Genomic DNA, 23531 nt, shown 5'->3' with positions numbered 1-23531 from the left:
CATAGCTGAATCGATGATCGGAGCGCGCGGGAAGGGGCTTGTGAGGTGCGGTGGTTGCCGGCTCGTTCTGGCATCTCTCTGGTTCGCCATTTCAGGGTGCAGCGGAGAGACTGGAGACAAGGAGGCGGGCCGGGACACTGTCCCTCCGGACGACTCGGAGCCAGGCGAAGCGACGTTCGCGCCGGAGGAGGCCACGGAGCTCTGGTTCGTGGAATTCGAGCGAGCGCCGGCCGCGAGGGGCAGCGGGAGCGACCGCGTCAAGGGCCTTGTCGAGGAGGAGCGGGAGCGCTTCCGGCGAGCTGCAGCGACCCGCGGGCTCCGGTACAAACAACGATTCTCGTTCGAGGAGCTCTGGAACGGCCTCTCCGTCCGGGTCGCGCAGGACGGCTCCGCCGCGCTCCCGGACATGCCCGGGGTCAAGGCCGTCTACCCGGTGGTGCCGGTGGAGCTCGACACCACGCGCGCCGCGCCGACGGTCGACCCGGACCTCGCCGTCGCAGGCGAGATGTCGGGCGCGGACGTCGTGCGCCGAGAGCTTGGCGTGACCGGCGAGGACATCCGCGTCGGCGTGATCGACAGCGGCGTCGACTACCATCACCCCGATCTCGGAGGCTGCTTCGGCCCGGGCTGCCGCGTGGCGTTTGGCTACGATTTCGTCGGCGACGATTTCGTCGCCGGTGACGCGACCAAGCCGCCCGTGCCCGACGGAGAGCCGGACGATTGCCTGGGCCATGGCACGCACGTCGCCGGCATCATCGGGGCGAACGGGGTCGTGCAGGGCGTGGCCCCGGACGTGACCTTCGGCGCTTACCGCGTGTTCGGCTGCCGCGGCGGCTCGCGCGCCGACATCATCCTCAAGGCGATGGAGCGGGCTGCCAGCGACGGCATGCACGTCATCAACATCAGCATCGGAACGCCGTTCCAGTGGCCTGACTATCCGACGGCGACGGCGGCGAGCGCGCTGGTCGGGCGCGGCGTCGTGGTCGTCGCGTCGATCGGCAACAGCGGTGAGAAGGGGCTCTGGGCCGCGGGCGCGCCCGGCGTGGGTGAGGCGGTCATCGGCACCGCGTCCGTCGACAGCACGCGCGTCACCACCCTGTCGTTCACCGTCGCGCCGGGCAACGCCGTGATCGGCTACACCCGCGGCGCCGGGAGCCCGCCCGCGCCGCTCTCGGGGAGCGCCGCCCTCGCGCGCACGGGGACGACCACCAGCGCCCGCGACGCGTGCGCCGAGCTCCCCGCCGGCAGCCTCGCGGGCCAGATAGCGCTCGTCCGGCGCGGCGGCTGCTCGTTCCACCAGAAGGCCGCGCACGCGCAGGCCGCGGGCGCCGTCGGCGTCCTGTTCTACAACGACCGGTCCGGGGCGATGAGCCCGTCCGTGGAGGGCGACCCTCCGATCACCCTCCCGGTCGTGGGGATCGCGCAGGCCGACGGCGAGCTGCTCAACGCGCGCCTCGACGCCGGGCCCGTGACCCACAGCTGGACCCACCGGGCCGTGGCCGCGCGGAACAGCACCGCGGGCCTCGTCTCCCGCTTCAGCTCGCACGGCCTGAGCGCGGCGCTGTCCTTCAAGCCCGATCTCGCCGCGCCCGGCGGCACGATCTACTCGACGGTGCCGATCGAGCAAGGTTCGTACGACACGCTCAGCGGGACGTCGATGGCGGCGCCGCACGTGGCCGGGGCCGTCGCGCTCCTGCTCGCCGCGCGCCCGGAGCTGTCCGCGGCGCGCGTGCGCGACGTCCTCCAGAACACCGCGGTCCCCGCGCCGTGGAGCGGCGATCTGGGCGCCGGCGTGCCGGAGAGCGCGCACCGGCAGGGCGCAGGGGTGATCCGCGTCGACCGGGCGATCCGCGCGACCACCGTGATCAGCCCCGGAAAGCTCTCGCTGGGAGAGAGCGAGGCCGGCCCCGCCGCGCGTACGCTGACGCTCGAGAACTCGAGCGGGCGCGACGTCATCTACGACCTGTCGCACGCGCCCGCGGCGTGCGCGACAGGGGGCGACCACTGGGCGCCGGCGAGCGCCACGACCGGCGCGGCGCGCGTCGATTTCAGCGCCGCGAGCGTGACGGTGCCCGCCGCCGGGAGCGCGACCGTCTCCGTCACCGTCACGGCGAGCGACGCGCTCGCGGAAGGCGGCCTGTTCGGCGGCTACCTCGTGTTCACGCCGCGGGGCGGCGCGGCCGACGGCCTGCTGCGGGTGCCGTATGCGGGCTTCAAGGGCGATTATCAGAGCCTGCCCCTCCTCAAGCCGTCGGGGTCCGGGGCTCCGTGGCTCGGCAAGCTGAGCGGGACGCGCCTGACCCAGCAGCCGCGCGGCGCGGCCTACACGCTGGCGTCGGACGACATGCCGTATGTGGTCGTCCACCTCGATCACGGCGCGGAGCTCCTGGCGCTGGACATCGTCGACGCCGCCACGGCGAAGCCGTGGGGGCGCGCGCTGATGCTGTCCCACGTCGGTCAGAGCGCGTCCGCGACGGCGGTCACGCGGTACGGATGGAAGGGCACGACGAAGCTCGACGGGAGGCCCACCGTCGTCCCGGACGGGGATTACCTGATCAAGCTCCGCGCGCTCAGGGCGCTCGGCGATCCGGACAACGAGGCGCACTGGGAGACGTGGACGTCGCCCGTCGTCACCCTCGACCGGCCGTGACGGGTCCGCTCATGGCGCCTTGTAGACGAGCACCGGCCAGAGCCGGCGGACGACGCGCACGAGGTCGCGTTGCGCCCGCATGACCGCGCCGATGTCCTTGTAGGCCGAGGGCGCCTCCTCGCGCAGCCGGTCCGCGAGGCGGTGATCGAACCACACGCCCTCGGCCTCGCGCAGCAGCTGCCGCGCGCCGATGCGGCGGCGCGCCTCGCCCCGCGGCAGCGCGCGCCCGGCGCCGTGCGCTGACGAGCCGAGCGCCTCGGGGTGGCCGCGCCCCTCGACGTGGAAGCTCGGGCTCCCCATCGACCCGGGCACGACGCCGGGCTCCCCCTCGCGGAGCCCCATGGCGCCCTTGCGGTGCACCCACAGCGCGCGTCCGCCGTGCTCCTCGCGCCGGACGTGGTTGTGATCGATCTCGATGCGCGACGACGCGTCGGCGTCGATGCCGAACAGCTCGGCGAAGAGCGAGAGGGCCTCGGTGACCATCCGCGCGCGGCTCGCCCGCGCGTACCTCGCTGCCCAGGCTGCATCATCGAGGTACGCGCGCCCGGCCTCGCTCTCGGCGTCGAGGAAGCGGACGCCCGACGGGTCGCGCGCCGCGAGCGCCTCGTGGTGCTGCCGGATCGCCGGGCCCATGGCGCGCGAGCCGCTGTGGAGGAGCAGCCACAGCGCGCCCTCCTCGTCGCGTTGCACCTCCAGGAAATGGTTGCCCCGGCCGAGCGTACCCAGCTCCATCCGGCCCTCGCGGTGCTTCATCGCCTCGAGGCGAGGCGCGCCGAGCCGCGCCTCGGCGAGATCGCCGGGCAGCGGCGGAGCGCCGGCGGCCGGGCGCAACAGGTGCGGGACGCGGCGGCACAGCGCGGAGAGGAGCTGCGCCGCGCGATCGCGATCCGCGAGCAGATCGGCGTCCGCGCGGAGCCGCAGCGCGACCATGCCGCAGCCGATGTCGCCGCCGACCGCCGCCGGCAAGAGGCGATGGGTCGTGGCGGTCACCGTGCCGACGCACACGTCGTCGGCCACGTGCGCGTCGGGCATGACCGCGATGTGCGCGACGTCGTCGGTGCGCGCGAGCCGCGAGAGCGACGCGCTGAGCGCCGCGCTCGCGCCGTCCGGGAGCCACGCGGAGATGCGCGCGCTCACGGCTCTCCCTCCGGCGGCAGCACCTGAAACGCGAGCGTCGGCGCGCGCTTGCGGGTGATCGCCCCCGCGACCTCCGCGCGCACGTAGCCCGCCACCTTCTCCAGCCGCGCCGCCGCCACCTCCGGCGGCGTGCCAGGCCTGACCTGCACGACCACCGCGAGCCGGCTGGCGTCGGGCGCCGGCTCCACACCCATCACCCAGACGTCCTGGAGGACGTCGTCGCGGAGCGCGGCGAGCGCGTCGCTCACCGCCTCCTGCACCTGACGGCAGAGCTGGCGCTCCTTGCGCTGCGCGCTCCGCGCCGCCGTCCCACCGAACAACGAACCTGCATCCACGACGGAGCGCGCGCGTTCGCGGCTCCGCGATCGATCTTTGCCCATGCCATGCTCCCGAGGGCGCGGTGACGCACCTACGCGTCGGCCGCGCGGTTCCAGCGACACGCGAGATGAGCTCGGGGATGTGAGCCTCGCCGGCGCGCTCAGCGGCGCGTCAGGCCGAGGCTCGTCGATGCAATGGGGTGCATGGCGGGCCTCCTTCGCCGCGTAGGGTGCACGAGCGAGGGCCGCGGCGCAAGGCGCGCCCCGGCAGCGCTCCCGGCGGGGGCGCGAGCCGCGCGCGCCCGCTCGTGGCCGGCGCGCGGCCGGCGGCCCGCGCCCGGCACACCGAGGGGACTACGTGGCCTGGCGGTACGTCGGCTCGGCGCACTGGCGCTCGGCGACCCTCGCGATATAGCGGAGCATCTGACGCGAGAAGCGCGTCATGAGCGGCGCTGTCAGGGCGTCCAGGAGGAACAGCCGCCGCCTCGTCCGCGTGTCGGTCGCGCGGATCCGTACCTCGTACGAGAGCATCGTCCGACGCTGGCCGTAGGCCGTCACCACGTAGCCCCCGACCGCCTTGATGTGCCCGGGGCAATCGAACGCGATGAACTCGGCGGGAGTCCGCCTCGTGAACAGGCTCTCTGTGTTCAGCAGGCGCTCGATTGTGCCGATGGCGATCTCGGAGCCCTCCCGCTCTGCCAGCTTGATCTCGCCGTAGTCCTCGACGTTCTGGAGCGTCATCCGCGCGCGCGCGGGCAGCGGCGCGAGGCGGAGCCTGCTCCGGGCGCGGCGCAGCTTGGCCAGGTGGAGCGCGATGACCGCGCGCATCAGGAGAGAGCGGCTCTTCGCGAGATCCGCCCTCTTCAGCGTGGCGTACGTCACCTCCGGCGTCGCCATCACCACGATCTTGTGGGTCACGACGATGTCGGCCTCCGGCAGGAAATATTCAAGCAGCGTGGGGCAAGCTCCGGAGCGCTGCTGGCCCTGGGGCGAGGCGCCCGTCATGGCCTGTCCCTCTCCCTGCCGGAACTCACCCTGTTCTCTCGATATGGTCTGCATGGCGAACTACCCCCTGCGGTGATCCATTGGGGTAGTCTCGACGGATCGCCAGTGATCGCGCTACGTGGCCTGCTGGCGATGATGATGCGCCGGCGCCGCGCACTGGTACTTGGCGACCCTGGCGACGACGCGGAGCATCCGGCGCATGACGAGCCTCCCGAGCGGCGCCGTCAGCGCGTCCAGGAGGAACAGCCGCCGCCTCGTCCGCGTGTCGGTCGCGCGGATGCGGGTCTCGTAGGCGAGCAGCGTCCGGCGCTGTCCGTAGGGCATCACGACGAAGCTCGCCGCCTCCTTGAAGTGACCCGGGCAGTCGAACGACTTGAACTCGGCGGCGGTCCGCCTCGTGAACAGGCTCTCGACGCTGAACAGGCGCGCGATCGAGCCGATGACGACCTCGGAGCCCTCCTTTTCGGCAAGCTTGGACTGGCCGTAATCCTCGATGTTCTGGAGCGACATCCGCACGCGCGCCGGGAGCGGCGCGAGGCGGAGCCTGCGCCGGGCGCGCCGCACGGCGGCCAGGCGGAGCGCGAAGACCGCGCGCAGGAGGAGAGAGCGGCTCCTCGCGAAATCCACCCTCTTCAGCGTGGCGTACGTCACCTCCGGTGGCGCCATCACCACGATCGCGTGGTTCATGACGATATCGGCCTCAGGCAGGAAATGTTCGAGCAGCGTGGGGCTGGCGCCGGAGCGCTGCGGGCACTCGTGCGAGGCATCCGTCGCGGCTTGCTCTCCGCCCTGTCGGCTCTCACCCTGTTCCGTCGAGATGGTCTGCATGGCGAACTACCCCCTGCGGGTGTTCATTGGGCAGTCTCGACGGAACGCCAGCAGGAGACTCCTGCCCTCGACTCAGCCCTTCGCGCGCCGGGAGGCCTCCGCCATGCGGTGGGCGATGCGGAACGCCATCTCGAGCGACTGGCGGTAATTCAGCCTCGGGTCGCACAGGCTGGCGTAGCGCTGGTCGAGATCGGACTCCGTGAGCCCCGCCCCGACGCACTCGGTGACATCGTCGCCCGTGAGCTCGAAGTGGACGCCGCCGAGGTGGGATCCCATGGATTCATGCACCTCGAAGCTCGCCTCGATCTCGGTGAGGATATCCTCGAAATTCCGTGTCTTGATCCCGCTGGACGTCGTCTGGGTATTGCCGTGCATCGGATCGGACATCCAGAGCACCTTGCGCCCCGCGGACCGCACCGCCTCGATGAGCGGCGGGAGCCCGTCGCGCACGCGGCCCGCGCCCATGCGCACGATGAGCACGATCTTGCCCGGCTCGTCCGCCGGGTTGAGCCGGTCGAGGAGGCGGATCACGTCGTCGCGGAGCGTCTTCGGGCCGAGCTTGATGCCCAGCGGGTTCTCCACGCCGCTGAAGAACTCGACGTGGGCGCCGTCCGGCTGCCGCGTGCGCTCGCCGATCCAGGGCAGGTGGGTCGTCAGATCGTAGAAGCCAGGCCGGCGCGCGACCTTCCGCGTCTGCGCGGACTCGTAGTGCAGGTGGAGCCCTTCATGGCTCGTGAAGAACTCGACCCGCGAGAGCTCCCCGACCGGCACCTCCGCGAGCGCCTCCATGAACCGAAGGGCCTCCCCGACCTGCTCCGTCATCCGCTGGTATCGCTCGCGCAGCTCCCCGGGCAGGTCCGCCCGCTCGAGGAAGCTCAGGTCCCAGTACTCCGGGTGGTGCAGATCGGCGAAGCCGCCCTCCGACAGGGAACGGATGAAATTCAGGGTGATCGCCGCGTGCTGGTATCCCGCGATCATCAGGTTTGGATCGGGGCGCCGGGCGGTGGCGTCGAAGGGAGCGCGATTGATGAGATCCCCGAAATAGCTGGGCAAGCTCACGCCGTCGCGCGTCTCGACCGGGCTGGAGCGCGGCTTGGCGTACTGCCCGGCAAAGCGCCCGAGGCGCACCACCGGCCGGCGGGCGCCGTGCACCAGCACGAGCGACATCTGGAGCAGGATCTTGAGCTTGTTCGTGACGATGTTCGGGCGGCAGTCGTCGAGCGTCTCCGCGCAGTCTCCCCCCTGGAGCACGAACCGGCGGCCGAGCTGCGCTTCGGCCAGATAGCCTTTGAGTCGCTCGACCTCCCACGAGGTCACGAGCGGCGGCAGCGCCCGGAGCTTTTCGACGGCCACCTGGACGGCGTCGGGATCGTCATAGGGGAGCGGCGCAGCGTTGAACCGTTCACGCCATGAGTCCGGCGACCAGGGTTGAGCAGGAACGTACATGAGTTGAGCCCTACTATGGCAAGGCTCCCACCTGCGCAACCCTCGGTCAACGTCATCGATTCGAGCGTGAGACGATGGGCTCGCAGGCGCGGTCATCGGCTCGCAGGCGCGGTCATCGGCTCGCAGGCGCGTCGGCCGCCCGGGGCGCTGGCCCGGTGCGCGTCTCGATCGCCTGGATCGCCGCCTTGATCTCTCCCGCGATCGAGGCGCACGCCGCCGCGCACCGGCTCATGCCCAGGAAGCCGCACCCCTTGCCCTTGCTGGTGACGAGCGGCGCGAGGACATCGACGGCGCGCCGATCGCCATCGGTCGTCGCGCGCGCCAGCAAGGCCTGCCTCGCCTTGCAGGAGGGCGCGATCCGGAGCTCGTGGGCGATGCGCAGCGCGGGCGTCGCCCGCCCCAGGACCGCGGCCTCCGCGAGCCGCTTCGCGGCGCGCTCCTTCAGCGCGGAGCTGCCCACCGCGAGCTCGTAGAGCAGATCCGCCCCGTGGCTCCCCATGCCGGTCGCCATCAGGTCGAGCGCAGCCGAGGCCGCCTCGGGCGGTCCGGCGGCGGCGCTCGAGACGATGCGCTTCACGTCGTCGTCGGCCGCCGCCCCCGGATCGAGCTCCAGCAGCCGCTTCGCCGCGGCGAGCGCGGCGGCGTGATAAGGCGGCGGGAGCGCGTGGCGCAGCATCAGCGCGCGGAAGATCACCGGATCCTTCGGGTAGCGCGAGGCGAGCGCCTCCAGCGCGAGCACGCCGCCCGCGGTCGCTGTGGCGAGCTCGTCGGCGGGGACAGCATCGGAAGGTCGCGGCGCGACCGGACGCCGGAGGCCGGAGCTCGACGGCGGCGCGCGCTCTGCGAGCGAGGCCGCCTCGAGCCGGGAGAGCGAGACGCCGTCGCGCAGCAGCGCCGCGGTGAACACGACGGCGACGAGCGCAGCCGCGCCCGTGACGAGCCAGAGCGCCGCGGGCGGCGTCCGCGCCAGCAGGGAGGCGCGCGAGCCCGAGGCGTTGCCGCCTGCGCCGAGCACGGTGGTTGTTCCCGCCTGTGTGCCCGGTCTGCCGGGGGTGCTGGCCTGGCGGGCGCTCGTCCCAGATGCCTGCGCTGGCATGGCCTGCTCCCCTAACACACGCCCGGACAGCGGCCCATGGCCCGCGTCCGGCGGCCCGGCCGCGGGCTCATCGCCGCTGTCCTCGCCACTGGAACAGGGCGGCAGCGCCCGCGGCGAGCACGCTGATGAGGAAGAGCAGCGCGTCCCAGACCGGCCATGCGATGCCGATGGCGCGCTGCAGGAGCACGGCCTCCACGAGCCGCACGAGCAGCGACGCGGCCCCGTAGGCCACGAGGGCGAGCACGACGGGCGTCGTGAGCCGCGGCGCGAGCGCGCTCATCCGGGCGTCGTCCCGCCAGACACGCCGAAAGACATAGAAGCCGCCGAGAAGCCCGACGCCGAACAGGGCGCACAGGATCCCGAGCGTGAGCAGGGTGGCGCCCTGGCCCGACAGCGCGGCGGCGTCGCCGCGCGCCGCGCGCGCGAAGCCGGCGAGGCAGCTGACGAGGCCCGCGCCGAGCCACCCAAGGCCGAGGCTCACCGCGAGGAAGACCATCTGCCGCGTCAGGTACGCCTCGGACGACGCCGAGCCGGGCAGGCCGAAGGCGTGCGAGAGCGCGTAAGGCCGCCCGAGCACGACGGACGCGCGCGCGAGCGACGCGCGAGCGCTGGGCGGCCCGGGCGCGGCCGCTTCCTCGTAGGGCGCGAGCTCGCTTGCGAGCTCGCCCATCGAGGCGTGGCGGTCCTCTCTCTGCTTCGCCATGGCGCGCTGGACGACGGCCTCCAGGCCCGGCGGGATGTCCGGGTTGAGCGATCGCGGCGGCGGCGGCTCCTCCGTCATGACCGCGAGGAGCACTGCCGTCGGGTCGCTGCGCTCGAAGGGGCGCTGCCCGGTGAGCGCGTGGTAGAGGACCGCCCCCACCGCGTAGATGTCGGCCCGAGGGTCGATCTCGTCCCCCTTCGCCTGCTCCGGCGCCATGTACGCCGGCGTTCCGAGCACCATGCCGGTCCTCGTGAGCGTGGACGGCGCGGAGGTCTTCGAGATGCCGAAATCGAGGACCTTCACGGTCGGACACGCGGGGTCGCCCGTGAGGAAGATGTTCTCCGGCTTGATGTCCCGGTGCACGATGCCCGCGGCGTGCGCGGCCGCGATGCCGTCGCACACCTCGCGCGCGATCCGCACCGCGGCGCCGGCCGACAGCCGCCCTCCCGACCCTGCGAGGAGCTCGTCGAGGCCCTTGCCATCCAGGTACTCGGCGATGATGCACGGCCGGCCGTCGCTCAGCCGGTTCACGTCGAAGATCTCGACGATGTGCGGGCTCCGGATCGACGCTGCGGCTTCGGCCTCGCGCTGGAACCGCGCGAGGACGGTGGGCTGCTGGGCGAGCTCGGGGTGGAGCGTCTTCAGCGCGAACCGCTTGCCCGGGATGCGGGTGTGGTGCGTCTCGTAGACGCGGCCCATGCCGCCTTCGCCGAGCAGGCGGATGACGTGGTACGCGCCCGCCACCGTGGTGCCGACGAGCGGGTCCGCCTCCGCCGGCTGCCCGTCCGCCGCGCTCTCCGCGCTCCCCGTGGGAGGAGCGGGTGGACGGACCGTGTCGGCGGTCGCGTCGTGCGCAGCCGCCGCTGCGAGCCCCTTGGGGAGCGCAGCGGGGCGGACCGTCTCGGCGGCCAGCTCGTGCGCCGCCGCGCCCGACGCGGAGGGAGGGGGCGGCGGAGGGCGAACCGTCTCCGCGGTCGTAGAGGTGACCGCAGCGGCGGCGGCCGCCGCCTGCGCTCCGCGCACGGCGGCAAGCGCGGCCTGCCGCTCCGTGTCGCTCATGACGCGGGTGGGTCCGTCGCCTTCCTCGCCCCCTGCAGAGCGAGACGAAGGCACGGCAGGAGTGCCCGAGCGACCGGGCGAAAAGCTCGAATCCGACACGCTCAGGGCCTCGCTCCCATGGATCCGGGTCGAACCTCACCAGAGGTGAGGATCGACGAGTCGTCGCCAACGCGCGGGCGAACACCGCGAGGCGACGCTACCACGGATCGCGCCGCGCGAGGGCGCCGACCTGCGGAACCGCGATCGGCACGTGATGTCGAGGTGTTCGCGCGGCCGGGCTGGCAAGTGTCGCGCGGTGCGTAACGGTGGTCAGCCGGTCAGCTCGCGGGCTGCTCGACCTGGACGGGCTTCTGCTTGGCAGCCTTGCGCTGCTCCGCATCGAGCAGGCCGATCCGCGCCTTCTGGCAGCGCTTCAGGCGCTTCTTCTTGAGCGGGGTGGCGAGCCATTCGTGACGCAGACGGACATTCCACTTCGGAGTATTGGCCATGATCGTAGGACTTTCTCTGCGAGGGCGGCGGAGACTACACAAACGTGCGGGGGCGTCAAGCTGTCAGTGGGGTCGCCCGCTTCGTATTCTTCGCCTCGTCTTACCGTCTCGTCTGCCGTCGCTTGGTCGCGTGGGTGTGTGCGGCGCCGTGCGTGGTGCGTTCTGTCCCTATCGTCCGTGCATTGGTGGCGCTGGCTCGCTGGTCCTTACCACGGCGCCGGCGGGGCGGTCCTGGCAATGGCAGCGCGCTCGTCGATCCGCTGCTGGAGGCGGCGCCAGAGCGCGCGTGCAGCGGGCGCGGGGACGGGCGGGAACGCGCGCACGGTGTGGAGCATGGTTGCGGCGCTCGTGTGGAGGGGGCGCTCCGACGCGGTGAGGGCGCACAGGGCGCTGCGGCGCTCGGCCGACTGACGCGCGACGGCGGCGCGGAAGTCCTCGCGGGCGAGGCGCAGGCGGGAGCGGACCGTGTTCTCGTTGAGCGAGAGCTCGCCGGCGATGTCGGCCACCGCGACGCCGAGGAGATCGTACATGACGAGGATCACGCGCCGCTCGGGCGCGATCTTCAGCAGCAGCGCCGTCACGATCTCGGCGCGGTCCGCGCCCGCGAGCGACTGCTCCGGCGTCGGCGCCGGGGCGCGCTCGTCGAACGGCCAGGACACGCCGGCCCCGGAGGGGATCTCGCGACGCCGGTGAGCGCGCGCGTGGTAGTGGCTCGTCTTTCTCCATGCGATGCCGAACAGCCATCGATGCAGCGCCGCCTCGGGCGTGATGCGAAGGGGCGGCGGTCCTGCCGCGGCGAGCCCGCCCGCAGGGGCCGCGTGGAAACGCCATGGCTCGTAGCTCGCCAGGCCCCGATAGGCCGCGAGGAAGACCTCCTGGAGCATGTCGTCCAGATCGTTCACCGAGACACCCAGCCAGCGGAGCGCGTGATGAAGGAACGGCAAGCCCACGGCATAGACCGTCTCGAACGACGGGCGCGCCGGCGCGGACGGCGGCGCGGACGGCGAGGAGCGCGGCGGCGTCATCCGGAGCCTCGTGGCGCCGGGAGCTCCGCGCCGGCGCAGGTGGGGTAGGGGCGCGGCGCAGGTCGTCCGGATGGCACATCGAACGCCAGCGGCGGCCGGAGCCAGCGCTCGACCGGCTCGAGCTCGACGAGCATGTCCAGGGAGGTCCGGAGAGAGAGGCGAAAGTCGTCGTCCTCGGCGGCTCGAGCGCTGTGGAATGCGACATAAAACAGCACGGTGCCCAGCTGCATCGCCCGCGGATCTCCCCGGCGTTGCAGGAAGCGATCGGCGAGATCGCACAGGGCGTGAAACAGGCGGCCTCCCGGACGACAGCTCTCGGGGCCGCACACCTCGAGGGTGGCGCACCGGCGGGCGCGCCGAGCTGATTTGTTCATGGAAGGCGCGCGCGTCTTCGTCACGCGCGCCTTCGGACGGCTCCGATTCGGCATGATTCGGTCCCCCGTAAAGTGGAGATCGGGATGGATGCCGCGTGCATCCACCACATGGATTACGGAGACCGCGTGGAGATGATTTCGTCCTGTGCTCTCGCGCGTGCGCCCCGGTGAGGGTGCGGCTGCGCCAGGGCCGGCCGGTGCCAGCCCCGCGAGGTCGTCAATCCGGCACGGGCGTGAGCTGCACCTGGAGGTGGATCGGCGGAGCGCCGCTCCTGGCCTCGACAAGGCGGTCCCAGGCGAAGTAGCCGGCCTTCTCCACGGTGATCCGGTGCGCGCCGGGCGGCAGCGCGACGCCGTGGGCGGCGACGTAAGCGAGCGCGCCGATGTACTGGTCGTCGATGGTGACCGACGCGTCGGGCACGTTCCCCTTCACCCGCAGCGAGACCGTCGCCGGAGCCCGCGCGACGCACGCCGACAGCCCGAGCATCAGGAGCGCCGCCGTGGCGCGCATCCGCTTCGCGCTCGCGCTGGCCATCGTCACTCCCATTCGATCGTCGAGGGCGGCTTCGAGGACACGTCGAGCACCACGCGGTTCACGCCGCGCACCTCGTTGATGATGCGCGAGCTCACCCGGGCGATGAGGTCGTAGGGCAGCCGCGCCCAGTCGGCCGTCATCCCGTCGGTCGAGTGCACCGCGCGGAGCGCGATCGCCTCGTCGTAGGTGCGCTCGTCGCCCATCACGCCCACGGAGCGCACAGGGAGGAGCACGCAGAAGCTCTGCCAGAGCGACTCGTAGAGCCCGGCGGCGCGGATCTCCTGGTCGAAGATGGCGTCGGCCTCCCTGAGCACGCGGAGCTTCTCCGGCGTCACCTCGCCGAGGCACCGCACCGCGAGCCCCGGGCCGGGGAACGGCTGGCGGTACAGGATGTCCCGCGGCATGCCGAGCGCCTCGCCGGCGGCCCGCACCTCGTCCTTGAAGAGCTCCCGCAGGGGCTCGATCAGGCCGAGGTTCATCCGCTCGGGCAGGCCGCCGACGTTGTGGTGGCTCTTGATGACGGCGCTCGGCCCCTTGAACGAGACGCTCTCGATCACGTCGGGGTAGAGCGTGCCCTGGACGAGCCACTTCGCGCCATGGACCCGCTTCGCCTCCTCCTCGAACACCTCGATGAAGAGGCGGCCGATCACCTTGCGCTTCTGCTCGGGATCCACGACGCCGCGCAGCCCCTCGAGGAACCGCGCCGACGCGTCGACGGCGTCGAGGTTCATGTGGAAGTGGCCGCGGAAGGTCCGCTCGACGCTCTCCGCCTCCCCCTCACGAAGCAAGCCGTTGTCGACGAAGATGCACGTCAGCCGGTCGCCGAGGGCGCGCTGGCAGAGCACGGCGGCGACCGACGAGTCGACCCCGCCCGAGAGGCCCAGGATGACGCGGTCGCTCGGCCCGGCCTTCTCGCGGACCGCGGCGATCGCCTCCTCCACGAACGACGCGGGCGTCCAGGTCGGTGACAGGCCGGCGACGTCGAACAGGAAGGACTGGAGGATCTCCTTGCCGCGCGGCGTGTGGACGACCTCGGGGTGGAACTGGAGGCCGTAGAGCTTGTCGCGCTCGCGGGCGACGGCGCAGAGCGGGCTGCCGGTCGTGGTGCCGAGCGACACGAACCCCTCCGGCATCGCGGTGAGCCGATCGCCGTGGCTCATCCAGACGTCGATGGCGTCGCCCTCGGCGAAGCGCGAGAAGATGCCCGTCGGGCGCTCGACGCGCACCGCCGCGGGGCCGTACTCGCCCCCCGTGTGCGCGCGCTCGACCTTGCCGCCGAGGTGATACGCCATGAGCTGGAGCCCGTAGCAGATGCCGAGCGTCGGGACGCCGAGCTCCAGCACCTCCCGGGAACAGCGAGGCGCGTTGTCTCCGTACACGCTGGCGGGGCCGCCCGAGAGGATGAGCGCCCGCGGGGCGAGCCGGCGCAGCTCGGCGATGGGCACGTCGAAGCGGTGGATCTCGCAGTAGACGCCAGACTCGCGCACGCGCCGGGCGATGAGCTGCGTGTACTGAGAGCCGAAATCGAGGATGACGACGAAGTCCCGCCGGGGTGAGAGCATGGCTGCCGCTAGCATGGCGGGGCTGGATCCGCCAGAGTCGCGCGGCCGAGGCGCTCGCCGCACGCCCGCTCGCGGCGCACGGCGCTACGGCTGCGTGGGCGGCGGCGGCGGCGTCGTGGGCGGCGGCTGCGTGGACGCGGGCGGCGCGCCCGGCGACGGGGCGAGCAGCGGCGCGCCCGGCGTCGCGTCGGTCGCATCCGTCGCACCCGGCTCGTCCGACGGCGCTGCCGGCGCGTCGCCGACGCCGCCGTCGTACACGCGCGGGCGCTCGTACTCGGGCGGCGGACCGGGCGGGAGCGGCTTCGGCGCGGCGGAGGAGCACGCCGCGGCGAGGTGCGCGGCGAGGATCGCGGCGAGCGCGGCGATCGGCGAGGCGTGGCGGGCGCGTGTCATAGCTCCACTCCGCTCCCCCCGGTGTTCCCGGGAGGAGCACGATACGGCGGTATTTCGGGAGGGCCGGCCGGATCGGGCGGGACCTGGAGCCCCTCCGGATCGGCGAACGGCAAGGAGGGGACGGAGGGGGCCGCCGGCGGCGCCTCGAGCGGCGCCCCCAGCGCGCCCGGCGCCGCGAGGGGGATGCCGGTGCTCGCCGTGGCGGGCGCGTCCGCGCCTGCGTCCGAGCCGCGGCACGCCGGCGCGATCACGGCGAGGAGCGCCCCCGCGAGGAGCGCCGCGCCGCGCCGCGGGCGGGCAGCGGCGCTCCTCGTGGGGGCGCGGCGGGCGTCTCGGGAGCGGGGTGCGAACGACGCCTGGCTCGAGCTTCGGAGATCGCCGGACACGGCGGGTACGCTAGCATGGACGCGCAGGAGAACGGTTGGCCCGCGCAGGGAGGCGAGCTAGGTTCCCGCTGTGGAACAGAGCAACATCGATCTAGAGGGCACGCTTCGCGCGCTCTGCCAGCGCGCCCGGACGGCTGCTCGCGCCCTCGCCCCGCTGGACAGGGCCCAGAAGGACCGCGCGCTGCGCGCCATCGCCGAGCGGCTGCGCGCCGAGGCCGGCGAGGGCAAGCGCTCCGCGGTGCTGGCCGCGAACGCCGAGGACGTGGCCGCGGCGCGCGCCGCCGGCGTGTCCGAGGCGCTCGTCGACCGGCTCGTGCTCGACGAGGCGCGGCTCGTGGCGATCGCCGGCGCGGTGCTCGAGGTCGCCGCCGCCAGCGACCCGGTCGGGCAAGTCGTCGGGATGGAGCGGCGGCCGAACGGGCTCCTCGTCGGGCAGGTGCGCGTCCCGCTCGGCGTGATCGCGATGATCTACGAGTCGCGCCCCAACGTGACGGTCGACGCCGCGGTGCTCTGCCTGAAGAGCGGCAACGCCGCGATCCTCCGGGGCGGCAAGGAGGCGGCGCGCTCGAACGCGGCCCTCGGCGAGCTGATCTCGGACGCGCTGCGCTCGGTCGGGCTGCCGGCCGACGCCGTGCAGATGGTCCCCTCGCTCGACCGCGAGGCCACGCGGATCCTGCTCGGCCTGACCGGCATGATCGATCTGGCCATCCCGCGCGGCGGCGAGGGGCTCATCCGGTTCGTGGCCGAGAACGCGCGCGTCCCCGTGATCCAGCACTACAAGGGCGTGAACCACCTCTACGCCGACGCCGGCTGCGACGTCGAGATGGCCTGCCGCCTCGTCGAGAACGGCAAGCTCCAGCGCCCCGGCGTCTGCAACGCGCTGGAGTGCCTGCTCGTCCACGAGAGCGTCGCGGCGCCGCTGCTCGGGCGCGTGGCCGCCCTCTCGGAGCGCGGGCTCGAGCTGCGCGGCGACGCCGCCACCTGCGCGCTCGTGCCGTCGGCGCGCAAGGCCGCGGAGGACGACTACGGGCGGGAGTTCCTCGCGCCCGTGCTCGCGGTCCGGGTCGTGAGGTCGCTCGACGAGGCGATCGAGCACATCGGCCGCTACGGCTCGATGCACACCGAGGTGATCTGCACGCCCCGCTACGACCACGCGCAGCGGTTTCTGCGCGAGGTCGACGCGAGCTGCGTGCTCGTGAACGCGTCGTCCCGGTTCAACGACGGCGGCGAGCTCGGCCTCGGCGCGGAGATCGGCATCTCCACGACGAAGCTCCACGCCTACGGCCCGATGGGGCTCGCGAGCCTGACGACGCTCAAGTGGATCGCGTACGGCGAGGGCCAGACCCGCTGACGCGGGCGAGACGAGTGGCGCCCGTCATCAACGGGCGCAAGAAAGCGAGAGAACGTTGGCGAGCAAGAAGGACGCAGGCGAGGGGAGCGGCAAGCCGCGGGCGAAGTCGGGGTCGAAGGCGAGCGAGGGCGCGCCGGCGCGCGCGCCGGCGCGGAAGAAGGCGACCACGGCCAAGGCGGGCGCGGCCGGTCGAGCGTCGTCCGCGGCGAAGCCGAAGCGGCCGGCGTCGCCCCGGATCCGCGCCTCCCACGCGGGCGTCGGCGAGCCCGGCGCGAAGAAGGTGGTCCGCGCGCGCCGCGCGGGCGGCGAGGCGGAGCCGCTGGAGCGCGCGGCGCGGCCGATCCCGGCGGATCGGCCGGCTCCGAGGGCGCGGCGTCCGGCGCGCGACGACGGCGACGCGCCGGCCCCGCGGGCCGCGCGGGGCGGCGGCGAGGGCGGCGCGAAGGCGGTGCTGCCGCTCGCGGGGCGGTCGCCCGCGCGGAGCAAGTCGCCGCTCGCGGGCCCGAAGCGCGCCGGCTCGCGCCGGAGCACGCCGCCGCCCGTCCCCGAGCCTTCGGCCCCCGCGCGCGAGCTCGCGCTGACGCTGGCCGCGGCGGGGCTCGACAAGAAGGCGATCGGCGTCGAGATCCTGGAGGTCGTGGGGCGCGTCGACTACGCGGACTACCTCGTGATCATGACCGGCCGCTCGGACAGGCACGTCCACGCGATCGCGACGGGGCTGGAGGAGGCGGTGCGCAAGCAGAAGCTCGCGCCGCTCTCGATGGAGGGCCTCGCCGCGGCGACCTGGGTGCTCATCGATTTCGGCGACGTGGTGGTGCACGTGTTCCAGGAGGATACGCGCCGCCTCTACGACATCGAGGGGCTCTGGATCGACGCGGGGCGCGTCCCGGTCCCGGAGGAGAGCCTGCCGCCGGGGGCGCAGCCCGCCCCGCGGTTCGATCCGAGCTGAGCGCGCCGTGCGACTCGTCGTCGCCGCCGTCGGGCGCGTGAAGGACAAGCCGCTGCGCGCGGCGATGGACGAGTACCTCGGCCGCATCCGCCGCTACGTGGCGTGCGACGAGATCGAGATCCAGGACGGCCCGCCGGCGAAGGTCGGGCCGCTCCTTGCGCGCGCGTCGGCGGGGGCGAGCGTCATCGCCATGGAGGTGGGCGGCAAGGCGCTCGGCAGCGAGGCGTTCGCGGCCGGCGTCGAGCGCTGGGGCTCGCGCGGCAAGGGGGTGGTCGCGTTCCTGATCGGGGGTGCGGACGGTCTGCCGCCCGACGTGTCCGCCGCGGCGGACGACCGGTGGAGCCTGTCGCCGCTCACGTTCCCGCACCGCCTCGCGCGGCTCGTGCTGATCGAGCAGCTCTACCGCGCGATGACCCTGCTTCGCGGCGAGCCCTACGCCCACTGAGACGGCCGCGCCGGCCCCTGCGGCCGCCGCCCGACGCGGCGGCCGATGCCCGACGCTGCGGTCGATGCCCAGCGTGGCGGCCGCTGCTCGAGGCGGCGGCCGCCGCGCCGTTCACTCCTTGGGCCAGTCGGGGCACGCGAGCTCCATCGGACCGTTGAACCAGCTGGCATAGGCGGCCTCGCCGGCCCTGTTGTACCTGCCGAGGGTCCGCTCGAAGTACTCGCCCCAGTGCGGCTTCCGCCCATCGGCGTCGGTGAAGCCGTACTCCCTCGCGAGATCCCACGAGCTGAACACGCGGCCGGACTTCGTCGCGACGTGCGGATCGGCGGCGAGCGCCGCGACCGCGCGGCCGACGTAGAACGGCGTCTCCGATTCGATGAAGTGCGGGTCCTTCTCGGCGGCGTCTCGCCAGTTCGCCTCCGTGACGCCGAAGTGGTCGAGCATGGCCTCCGAGCGCAGGAAGCCGGGCGTCACCGCGAGCGCCGTCATGGCGGGGTGGCGGCGCAGCTCCCAGGCCATGGCGAAGGCCAGGCGGATGACCGACATCTTTGCCAGGTCGTAGAAGAGGTTGCCGCGGTAGCCGAAGTGGTCGCCGTCGGTGATCTCGACGATGAGGCCGCGATCGCGCTCGAGCATGAGCGGCACCGCGTGGCGGCTCGTGATGATGTGCGAGGTGACGGCCCGCTCGAGCAGGAGCTTCCCGCTGGGCAGGGAGAGCTTCCAGAACGGCTGGCCGAACTCGGTGAGCTCATCGCCGCCCCACACATCGTTGACCAGGACGTCGAGCCTCCCTTGCTCCTGCCGGATCCGGGCGCAGAGCGCCTCGACCTGCTCCTCGACGGTGTGGTCGACCTGCGCGGCGACGCCGCGCCCTCCTCCCGCGGCCACGAGCTCGGCCGTCTCCTCGATGGTCTCGGGGCGCTGGCCCGTGGCGGGCCGACCCCGGACGCTGCGTCCTGTGCAATAGACCGTGGCGCCGGCCTCGCCGAGCGAGCACGCGATGGCGCGCCCCGCGCCGCGCGTGGCTCCGGCGACGAGGGCGATCTGTCCTTCGAGCGGTCTCATACGGTGTCTCCTCCTTGGGGACCGGCGGCTCGGCGGGCGCGCGGGCTCCTGCGGCGCGCGCCCTTGCATTCCGGCCTGCTCCGGTCGTCCTGCGACGCTACGGGCGAATTCCTGACATCTCCTGTCATGAATTGCGCGTAGCCTCTCGGGCGGGTCATTTCGGGGTCGGGAGCCACGGACGGTCATGCGCGCGGATCGGCTGCTCAGCTTGATGTTGCTCTTGCAGCGGGCGAAGAGCCGGCAGCTGACGGCCGAGGACCTGGCGCGCCGCCTGGAGGTCTCCGCGCGGACGATCTACCGGGACCTCGACGCGCTGTCGTCCGCGGGCGTGCCCGTCTATGCGCAGCGCGGCCCGAGCGGCGGGATCGCGCTGGCGGAGGGGTGGCAGACGAGCCTGACCGGGCTGACGCAGCCCGAGGTGCAGGCGCTCGCCGCGGTCGCTGCGCCCGGGGCGCTGGCCGACATCGGGCTCTCGGCGGCGCTGGAGAGCGGGCTGATCAAGCTGTCGGCGGCGCTGCCGGCCGTGCACCGGTCGCTGGCCGAGCACGCGCGGCAGCGGCTCCACGTGGACGCGTCGGGGTGGTTCCAGGGCAGGGAGGTGGTGCCGCACCTCGACGTCCTGCGGGAGGGGGTCTGGCAGGATCGCAAGGTGTGGCTCGCGTACCGGGACTTCGACGGGGAAGCGAGCGAGCGGGTGGTGGAGCCGTATGGCCTCGTGATCAAGGCCGACCGCTGGTATCTCGTCGCCGGGACGGAGCGGGGGCCGAGCATCTTCCGGGGAGCGCGGGTGGCGGGCGCGCGGCTCCTCGAAGCGACGTTTGCGCGGCCGGAGGGGTTCGACCTGGCGGCGTGCTGGAAGGCCTTGAGCCGGCGGTTCGCGGAGCAGAGGGCGAGCTACGTTGTGACGTTGCGCGTGACCGGGGAGGGGGAAGAGGCGCTCCGGCGGGTCCGGCCCGGCGGCGAGCACGAGCGGTGGGGGCGGGGAACGTGCGGGCGCGAGGGGACGAGCGTCGTGACGGTCGACTTCGAGCGGGAGTCGATCGCGGTCTCGCAGATCGTCGGGCTGGGCAGGGGCGTCGAGGTGCTCGAGCCGGCGGCGCTGCGGGCGCGGCTCCGGGAGATCGCGAAGGATCTACGAGCGGTCTACGGGGCGCGCCGCGCGGCCGCGCCTCAGCGTGGGGGCAGGAAGAGGTGAGCCGACACCGGAGGGATCGCGAACGTGTCCAGGCTCATTCCACGTCGGGACACGAATACCCGATCTCCCAGTCCTGCACCTGGACTCCGCCGGCGCCGTCGCTCGTCGGATTCAGCGTCACCTGGAGCTCGAGGTAATCCGCTTGCGCTCCCGGCAGCGCGCCGAGATCGACGGCGCACGACGGCGTCGAGGTGCCGTCGCACACCTGGGTATCGGCCGGCGTGGCGTGGGCGGTCGCGGCGAGCGTCACGGCCGCTGCGCCGAGATCGGCGGTGTCGTCGGCCGATCGCACGAAGAACTCGACGCTCGAGTCGCCCGGCGTGGTCGTCCTGTACGTGAGGTATTCCCACCGGGCCTTGGTCCCGGGCGGGCAGGCGCCGTGGTAGCGCTCCCAGCTCGTGGTGATGGGCGAGAGGGCCTCGTCAGCGCACGGGACGGTCGCCTGGACCTTGCCGCCCGGGTTCTCGCGGACGATGGAGCAGGTCTCCGGGCAGAGCTTCACGCGCGTGTTTCCGGACTCGAAGTACCAGCCCCCCGCGCCGCAGCTGCCGACCCCGGCCCGGGGCGTGAGCGTCGTCTCCACGCCGGCGGCGTTCTCGTAGACGACGGACACCGACGCGGGATCCGAGACGCCCGCGAGGGGGACGGCGACGTCGCAGGGCAGCGCCTCTCCGCGGATCGAGACCAGCGCATTGAGGAGGTTACCTTGCAGCGTCGAGCCGGCGCTGAGGTTGTGCGCCTGCCCTCCGCCTTGAGCCGCGATGAGGTTGATGAGCTCCGCGTTCGAGTTGCCGAAGCCCACCGCGTGCACGCGAACGCCGTGGTTCACGAAGGCGTTTCGCGCCAGGTTTCCGATCGCGTTGGGGACGGTGTTGCAGCTCGACGGGATGCCGTCGGTGATGAACACGACGGCGACCTCCTCCTCGGGATGGGCGTCCTTGTAGTTGTTCGCCCAGGTGGTGGCGCCGTCCAGCGCCGGGTACATCGGCGTTTCGCCGTTGGGCGTCGGGAAGTTGATGAAGGCCTGCATGAGCTTGATCTCTTGCTGGTCCCCCATCGCCGCGGACTCCTCGGTCAACCTGTCGGCCGCGGCGCCGTTGAACGGGACGAGCGGCAGCGCACAGCCGCCGCCGCCGGCAGGCGGACAGGAAGGGGTCTCGTTGCACGGGCCCGGGTTGTCGAGCGGCCAGAACCGGAACGCGACACCGAGCCCCGCCGACGCCGGATCCTGGAAGAAGGACTTCAGCGCGTTCGTCGCCGGAATCCATCGATCCGCGCTCACGTCCACCCCCGACAGCGTCTGCCGCATCGAGGTGGATCGATCGAGCGCCACGAACAGGGTGACCGGCCTGGACGGCGAGGTGCTGGCCGTGGCGGTGCAGGCGGGCGACCCGCACTCGCCCGATTGATAGACGCTCCCGTTGTTGCCGCACTGGCACTCGGCGATCTGCCCCGCGCCAGGGGGATTGACGATGAGCTCCATCCCGTCGGTGACGCCGGTGCAGCCTGCCACGCTGATGCACTCACCCGGCTCGATCGGCTGCGCCGTCGTGCAGGCGAGGGTGCCGCCCGTCGGGTTGCACGCGTTCAGGACCCGGCTCGGGGCGGAGGATGGCAGCTGGTTGGCGGTGGAAGCATACCGGTGGATGGCGATTCCCGCCGGGGCCGGGGTGGTGCCGCGGTTGCAGACCGGGATCGTCCCGCCGCAGGGCACGCCGATCGTGAGGTCCGGGAGAGAGCATTCAGGGTTCGTCTCGCCCGGCAGGTAGGCATTGCAGAGCCCCTGCTGCGGGCAGGTCTCTCCGCAGACGCTCTCCACGAGGTCGACGCAGCTCTGTGTCCACGCACCGCCCGGCGCGCAGCAGCTCGGCGACACATCGCAGATCTGCGACACGCACGAGTCGCACCCTGCGTTCAGCCGCTCGCCGGTGTAACACTTGTCGTGCGCGCAGCCCGGATCGGTCTCGCAGCTGGAGCCGCACAACGATCCGGCCAGGGCGACGCAGCTCGCGTCCCATTGCGGGGCGACCGAGCTGCACGTCTTGGGGGCGCACTCGGTGGCGACATAACCCGCGCAGGTCGCGCTCCACGTCCCGGTGCACCTGCCGCCTGAATTGACCGTCCCTGGGGGACATATGCCGCCGCTTGGCGGGGTGCAGCGACCTGGGAAGGCGCAGATGCTGCCCGTGCCGATGATCGCAGTGCACTGCGCGGTGTTCGTGCACGTGATATCGCAGCAGCGCGGATGGTTCGCGCAGATGGTCGCGATGCACGCGTCGCCGCAGGTCGTGTTCATGTTGGTCGCGGCGCCGGGAGCCGCCACGCAGGCGTCGTGCCCGCAATCGCCCGGTACGGCCGTCGGCGTGCAGCAGTTCGGGTTGGCGTCGCAGACCTTCGTCACGCAGCCGCTGCACGTCGACATCAGCGAGTCACCCGTCGCGCACGGATCGTGGGCGCACGCGCCCTGCGCGGGGTTGTCGCAGTGCTGGTCGAACTGGCAGTCCTCGCCGGTCGTGCACGGCTCGTTCGTGCCCTGCCGCGCGATGGACTCCGGCAGCTCGTCGAGATCACCGACCGACCAGCCATAGGTCGCGCCGGTGCCCTCGAGGTCGACGGGGCTCCCGCCCGGCGGCCCCTCGAACGACTCGCCGCCGCAGGGCGCGCACGGGCCCCCGCAATCGACGCCGTTCTCGCTGCCGTTCTGGATCCCGTCGTCGCACGTGACGTAGCAGACGTCGAGCTTCGGCCGGCTCGCGATCTCCGGCCGCTCGCTGCTCTTGAACTCACTCCTCACGACCGGGTCTTCCTCGATGAGGACGCCGTGGTTCTCGGCCTCGCCGCTCACCCACGCGCGCGCGAGCGCGGTGAGGTCGGAGGAGCGGACGCCCGCCGCCCCGCCGCCGGTGAACGACGCGACGATCGCTGGATCGAAGGACTCGCCGAAGCTCCCCCAGGTCGCGGTGGACTCCGCCCAGGCGCTCGTGACGCGGTGGACGCGGACCGTGCTGGTGTCCGCCTTGTAGATCTGCGAGAGCGACAGGTTCGCCGACACGACCTCGGCGTTCGATGGGAGGCCGGAGAGGTCGAACCGGAGCAAGCTGCGCCGGATCCCGCCGCTCGCGCTCGTCCCCGAGCTGAGCGCCACGTTCGCGCCGTCGTTCCACGTCGGCGCGTTCTGCCAGAGCACGACGTCATCCACGCCCGCTGGTCCGGCGCCGCGCTGGACGGTGCTGCACAGCTGTCCTTCGGTCGATAGTGCCTGCGCGGCGCGCGCCACGCTCTCGTCGCCGTCGTCGCCCGCGCCGCCGGGATCGGCGCCGCACGAGGCCGCGAGGGCGCTCGCCAGACCAGCGCACAGGGCGCTGAGTATTTTCATTTTATCTCTCATACAAAGATTCTCCGTGACAGACGTTGTGGTTCGCCGCGCAAGGCTTCGCCGCGCGCAAGGCCAGTGTCGTGTAGCCCCACGGTCATGAGCGCTGGGTACGAGGCGAGGTGCGGCGTGAGTCGCTGCAAAAGCCC

21 protein-coding genes are annotated in these 23531 nt (G+C 72.7%); 5 read left to right on the top strand and 16 right to left on the bottom strand.

Features of this window, described 5'->3' with window-relative positions:
• The first annotated feature begins 208 nt into the window (after positions 1-208).
• Positions 209-2650 carry a S8 family serine peptidase gene (locus tag WMF39_RS20550; RefSeq protein ID WP_437747177.1) on the top strand — a complete coding sequence of 814 codons (2442 nt, stop codon included), beginning with the start codon at positions 209-211 and terminating at the stop codon, positions 2648-2650.
• A 9-nt stretch (positions 2651-2659) separates the two neighbouring features.
• On the opposite strand, the gene WMF39_RS20545 is transcribed toward WMF39_RS20550, so the two are convergent.
• From WMF39_RS20545 to WMF39_RS20480, 14 genes are all read right to left on the bottom strand, one after another.
• Positions 2660-3787, bottom strand: a complete 1128-nt coding sequence (locus WMF39_RS20545; protein WP_437747176.1) for an RtcB family protein — start codon at positions 3785-3787, stop codon at positions 2660-2662.
• Positions 3784-4107 (bottom strand): ribosome-binding factor A, encoded by a 324-nt coding sequence (locus WMF39_RS20540; RefSeq protein ID WP_231864927.1) that lies wholly within the window; start codon positions 4105-4107, stop codon positions 3784-3786. Before WMF39_RS20540 ends, WMF39_RS20545 begins: the two co-directional genes overlap by 4 nt.
• Positions 4108-4458: 351 nt before the next feature.
• Positions 4459-5109 carry a hypothetical protein gene (locus WMF39_RS20535; protein ID WP_437747175.1) on the bottom strand — a complete coding sequence of 217 codons (651 nt, stop codon included), beginning with the start codon at positions 5107-5109 and terminating at the stop codon, positions 4459-4461.
• A 114-nt stretch (positions 5110-5223) separates the two neighbouring features.
• Positions 5224-5937 (bottom strand): hypothetical protein, encoded by a 714-nt coding sequence (locus WMF39_RS20530; protein ID WP_437747174.1) that lies wholly within the window; start codon positions 5935-5937, stop codon positions 5224-5226.
• A gap of 72 nt (positions 5938-6009) precedes the next feature.
• Positions 6010-7383 carry a 3-deoxy-7-phosphoheptulonate synthase class II gene (locus WMF39_RS20525; RefSeq protein ID WP_437747173.1) on the bottom strand — a complete coding sequence of 458 codons (1374 nt, stop codon included), beginning with the start codon at positions 7381-7383 and terminating at the stop codon, positions 6010-6012.
• Between the two features lie 112 nt (positions 7384-7495).
• Positions 7496-8479 (bottom strand): hypothetical protein, encoded by a 984-nt coding sequence (locus tag WMF39_RS20520; RefSeq protein ID WP_437747172.1) that lies wholly within the window; start codon positions 8477-8479, stop codon positions 7496-7498.
• A 67-nt stretch (positions 8480-8546) separates the two neighbouring features.
• Complete coding sequence (locus tag WMF39_RS20515) at positions 8547-10241, bottom strand: serine/threonine-protein kinase (protein WP_437747171.1); 1695 nt, start codon at positions 10239-10241, stop codon at positions 8547-8549.
• 317 nt (positions 10242-10558) lie between these two features.
• Positions 10559-10729, bottom strand: a complete 171-nt coding sequence (locus WMF39_RS20510) for a hypothetical protein (RefSeq protein ID WP_012236312.1) — start codon at positions 10727-10729, stop codon at positions 10559-10561.
• 206 nt (positions 10730-10935) lie between these two features.
• The gene (locus WMF39_RS20505) at positions 10936-11754 is read right to left on the bottom strand and encodes an RNA polymerase sigma factor (RefSeq protein WP_437747170.1); all 819 of its coding nucleotides are present in this window, start codon (positions 11752-11754) and stop codon (positions 10936-10938) included.
• Positions 11751-12128 (bottom strand): hypothetical protein, encoded by a 378-nt coding sequence (locus WMF39_RS20500; RefSeq protein WP_437747169.1) that lies wholly within the window; start codon positions 12126-12128, stop codon positions 11751-11753. The genes WMF39_RS20505 and WMF39_RS20500 overlap by 4 nt, the downstream gene beginning before the upstream one ends.
• Positions 12129-12345: 217 nt before the next feature.
• On the bottom strand, positions 12346-12663 hold the full coding sequence (locus tag WMF39_RS20495) for a PEGA domain-containing protein (RefSeq protein ID WP_437747168.1): 318 nt from the start codon (positions 12661-12663) through the stop codon (positions 12346-12348).
• A 2-nt stretch (positions 12664-12665) separates the two neighbouring features.
• Positions 12666-14240, bottom strand: coding sequence for a glutamine-hydrolyzing GMP synthase (guaA, locus tag WMF39_RS20490; protein ID WP_437747167.1), 1575 nt, complete (start codon positions 14238-14240; stop codon positions 12666-12668).
• A 69-nt stretch (positions 14241-14309) separates the two neighbouring features.
• Entirely contained in the window at positions 14310-14618 is a 309-nt protein-coding gene (locus tag WMF39_RS20485) for a hypothetical protein (protein WP_437747166.1), read from the bottom strand.
• Entirely contained in the window at positions 14615-15004 is a 390-nt protein-coding gene (locus WMF39_RS20480; RefSeq protein WP_437747165.1) for a hypothetical protein, read from the bottom strand. The genes WMF39_RS20485 and WMF39_RS20480 overlap by 4 nt, the downstream gene beginning before the upstream one ends.
• A gap of 70 nt (positions 15005-15074) precedes the next feature.
• Here WMF39_RS20480 and WMF39_RS20475 point away from each other — a divergent pair, with 70 nt between their 5' ends.
• Genes WMF39_RS20475 through WMF39_RS20465 form a run of 3 tightly spaced genes read left to right on the top strand, consistent with a single transcriptional unit; the run spans position 15075 to position 17749 of the window.
• Entirely contained in the window at positions 15075-16355 is a 1281-nt protein-coding gene (locus WMF39_RS20475) for a glutamate-5-semialdehyde dehydrogenase (RefSeq protein ID WP_437747164.1), read from the top strand.
• Positions 16356-16410: 55 nt separating this feature from the next.
• The gene (gene rsfS / locus WMF39_RS20470) at positions 16411-17304 is read left to right on the top strand and encodes a ribosome silencing factor (protein WP_437747163.1); all 894 of its coding nucleotides are present in this window, start codon (positions 16411-16413) and stop codon (positions 17302-17304) included.
• A 7-nt stretch (positions 17305-17311) separates the two neighbouring features.
• Complete coding sequence (locus WMF39_RS20465; protein ID WP_012236304.1) at positions 17312-17749, top strand: 23S rRNA (pseudouridine(1915)-N(3))-methyltransferase RlmH; 438 nt, start codon at positions 17312-17314, stop codon at positions 17747-17749.
• A 111-nt stretch (positions 17750-17860) separates the two neighbouring features.
• On the opposite strand, the gene WMF39_RS20460 is transcribed toward WMF39_RS20465, so the two are convergent.
• On the bottom strand, positions 17861-18814 hold the full coding sequence (locus tag WMF39_RS20460) for an SDR family oxidoreductase (RefSeq protein ID WP_437747162.1): 954 nt from the start codon (positions 18812-18814) through the stop codon (positions 17861-17863).
• Between the two features lie 184 nt (positions 18815-18998).
• On the opposite strand from WMF39_RS20460, the gene WMF39_RS20455 reads away from it, so the two are divergent.
• Positions 18999-20009 (top strand): helix-turn-helix transcriptional regulator, encoded by a 1011-nt coding sequence (locus WMF39_RS20455; RefSeq protein ID WP_437747161.1) that lies wholly within the window; start codon positions 18999-19001, stop codon positions 20007-20009.
• 34 nt (positions 20010-20043) lie between these two features.
• On the opposite strand, the gene WMF39_RS20450 is transcribed toward WMF39_RS20455, so the two are convergent.
• Entirely contained in the window at positions 20044-23385 is a 3342-nt protein-coding gene (locus tag WMF39_RS20450) for a DNRLRE domain-containing protein (RefSeq protein WP_437747160.1), read from the bottom strand.
• Positions 23386-23531: the final 146 nt, after the last annotated feature.

The sequence above is a fragment of the Sorangium sp. So ce1504 genome (assembly GCF_051521635.1).
GTDB lineage: Bacteria > Myxococcota_A > Polyangia > Polyangiales > Polyangiaceae > Sorangium > Sorangium cellulosum_B.
The sequence above is the reverse complement of the archived record's forward strand: the minus strand, read 5'-3'. Positions and strand labels throughout refer to the sequence as shown.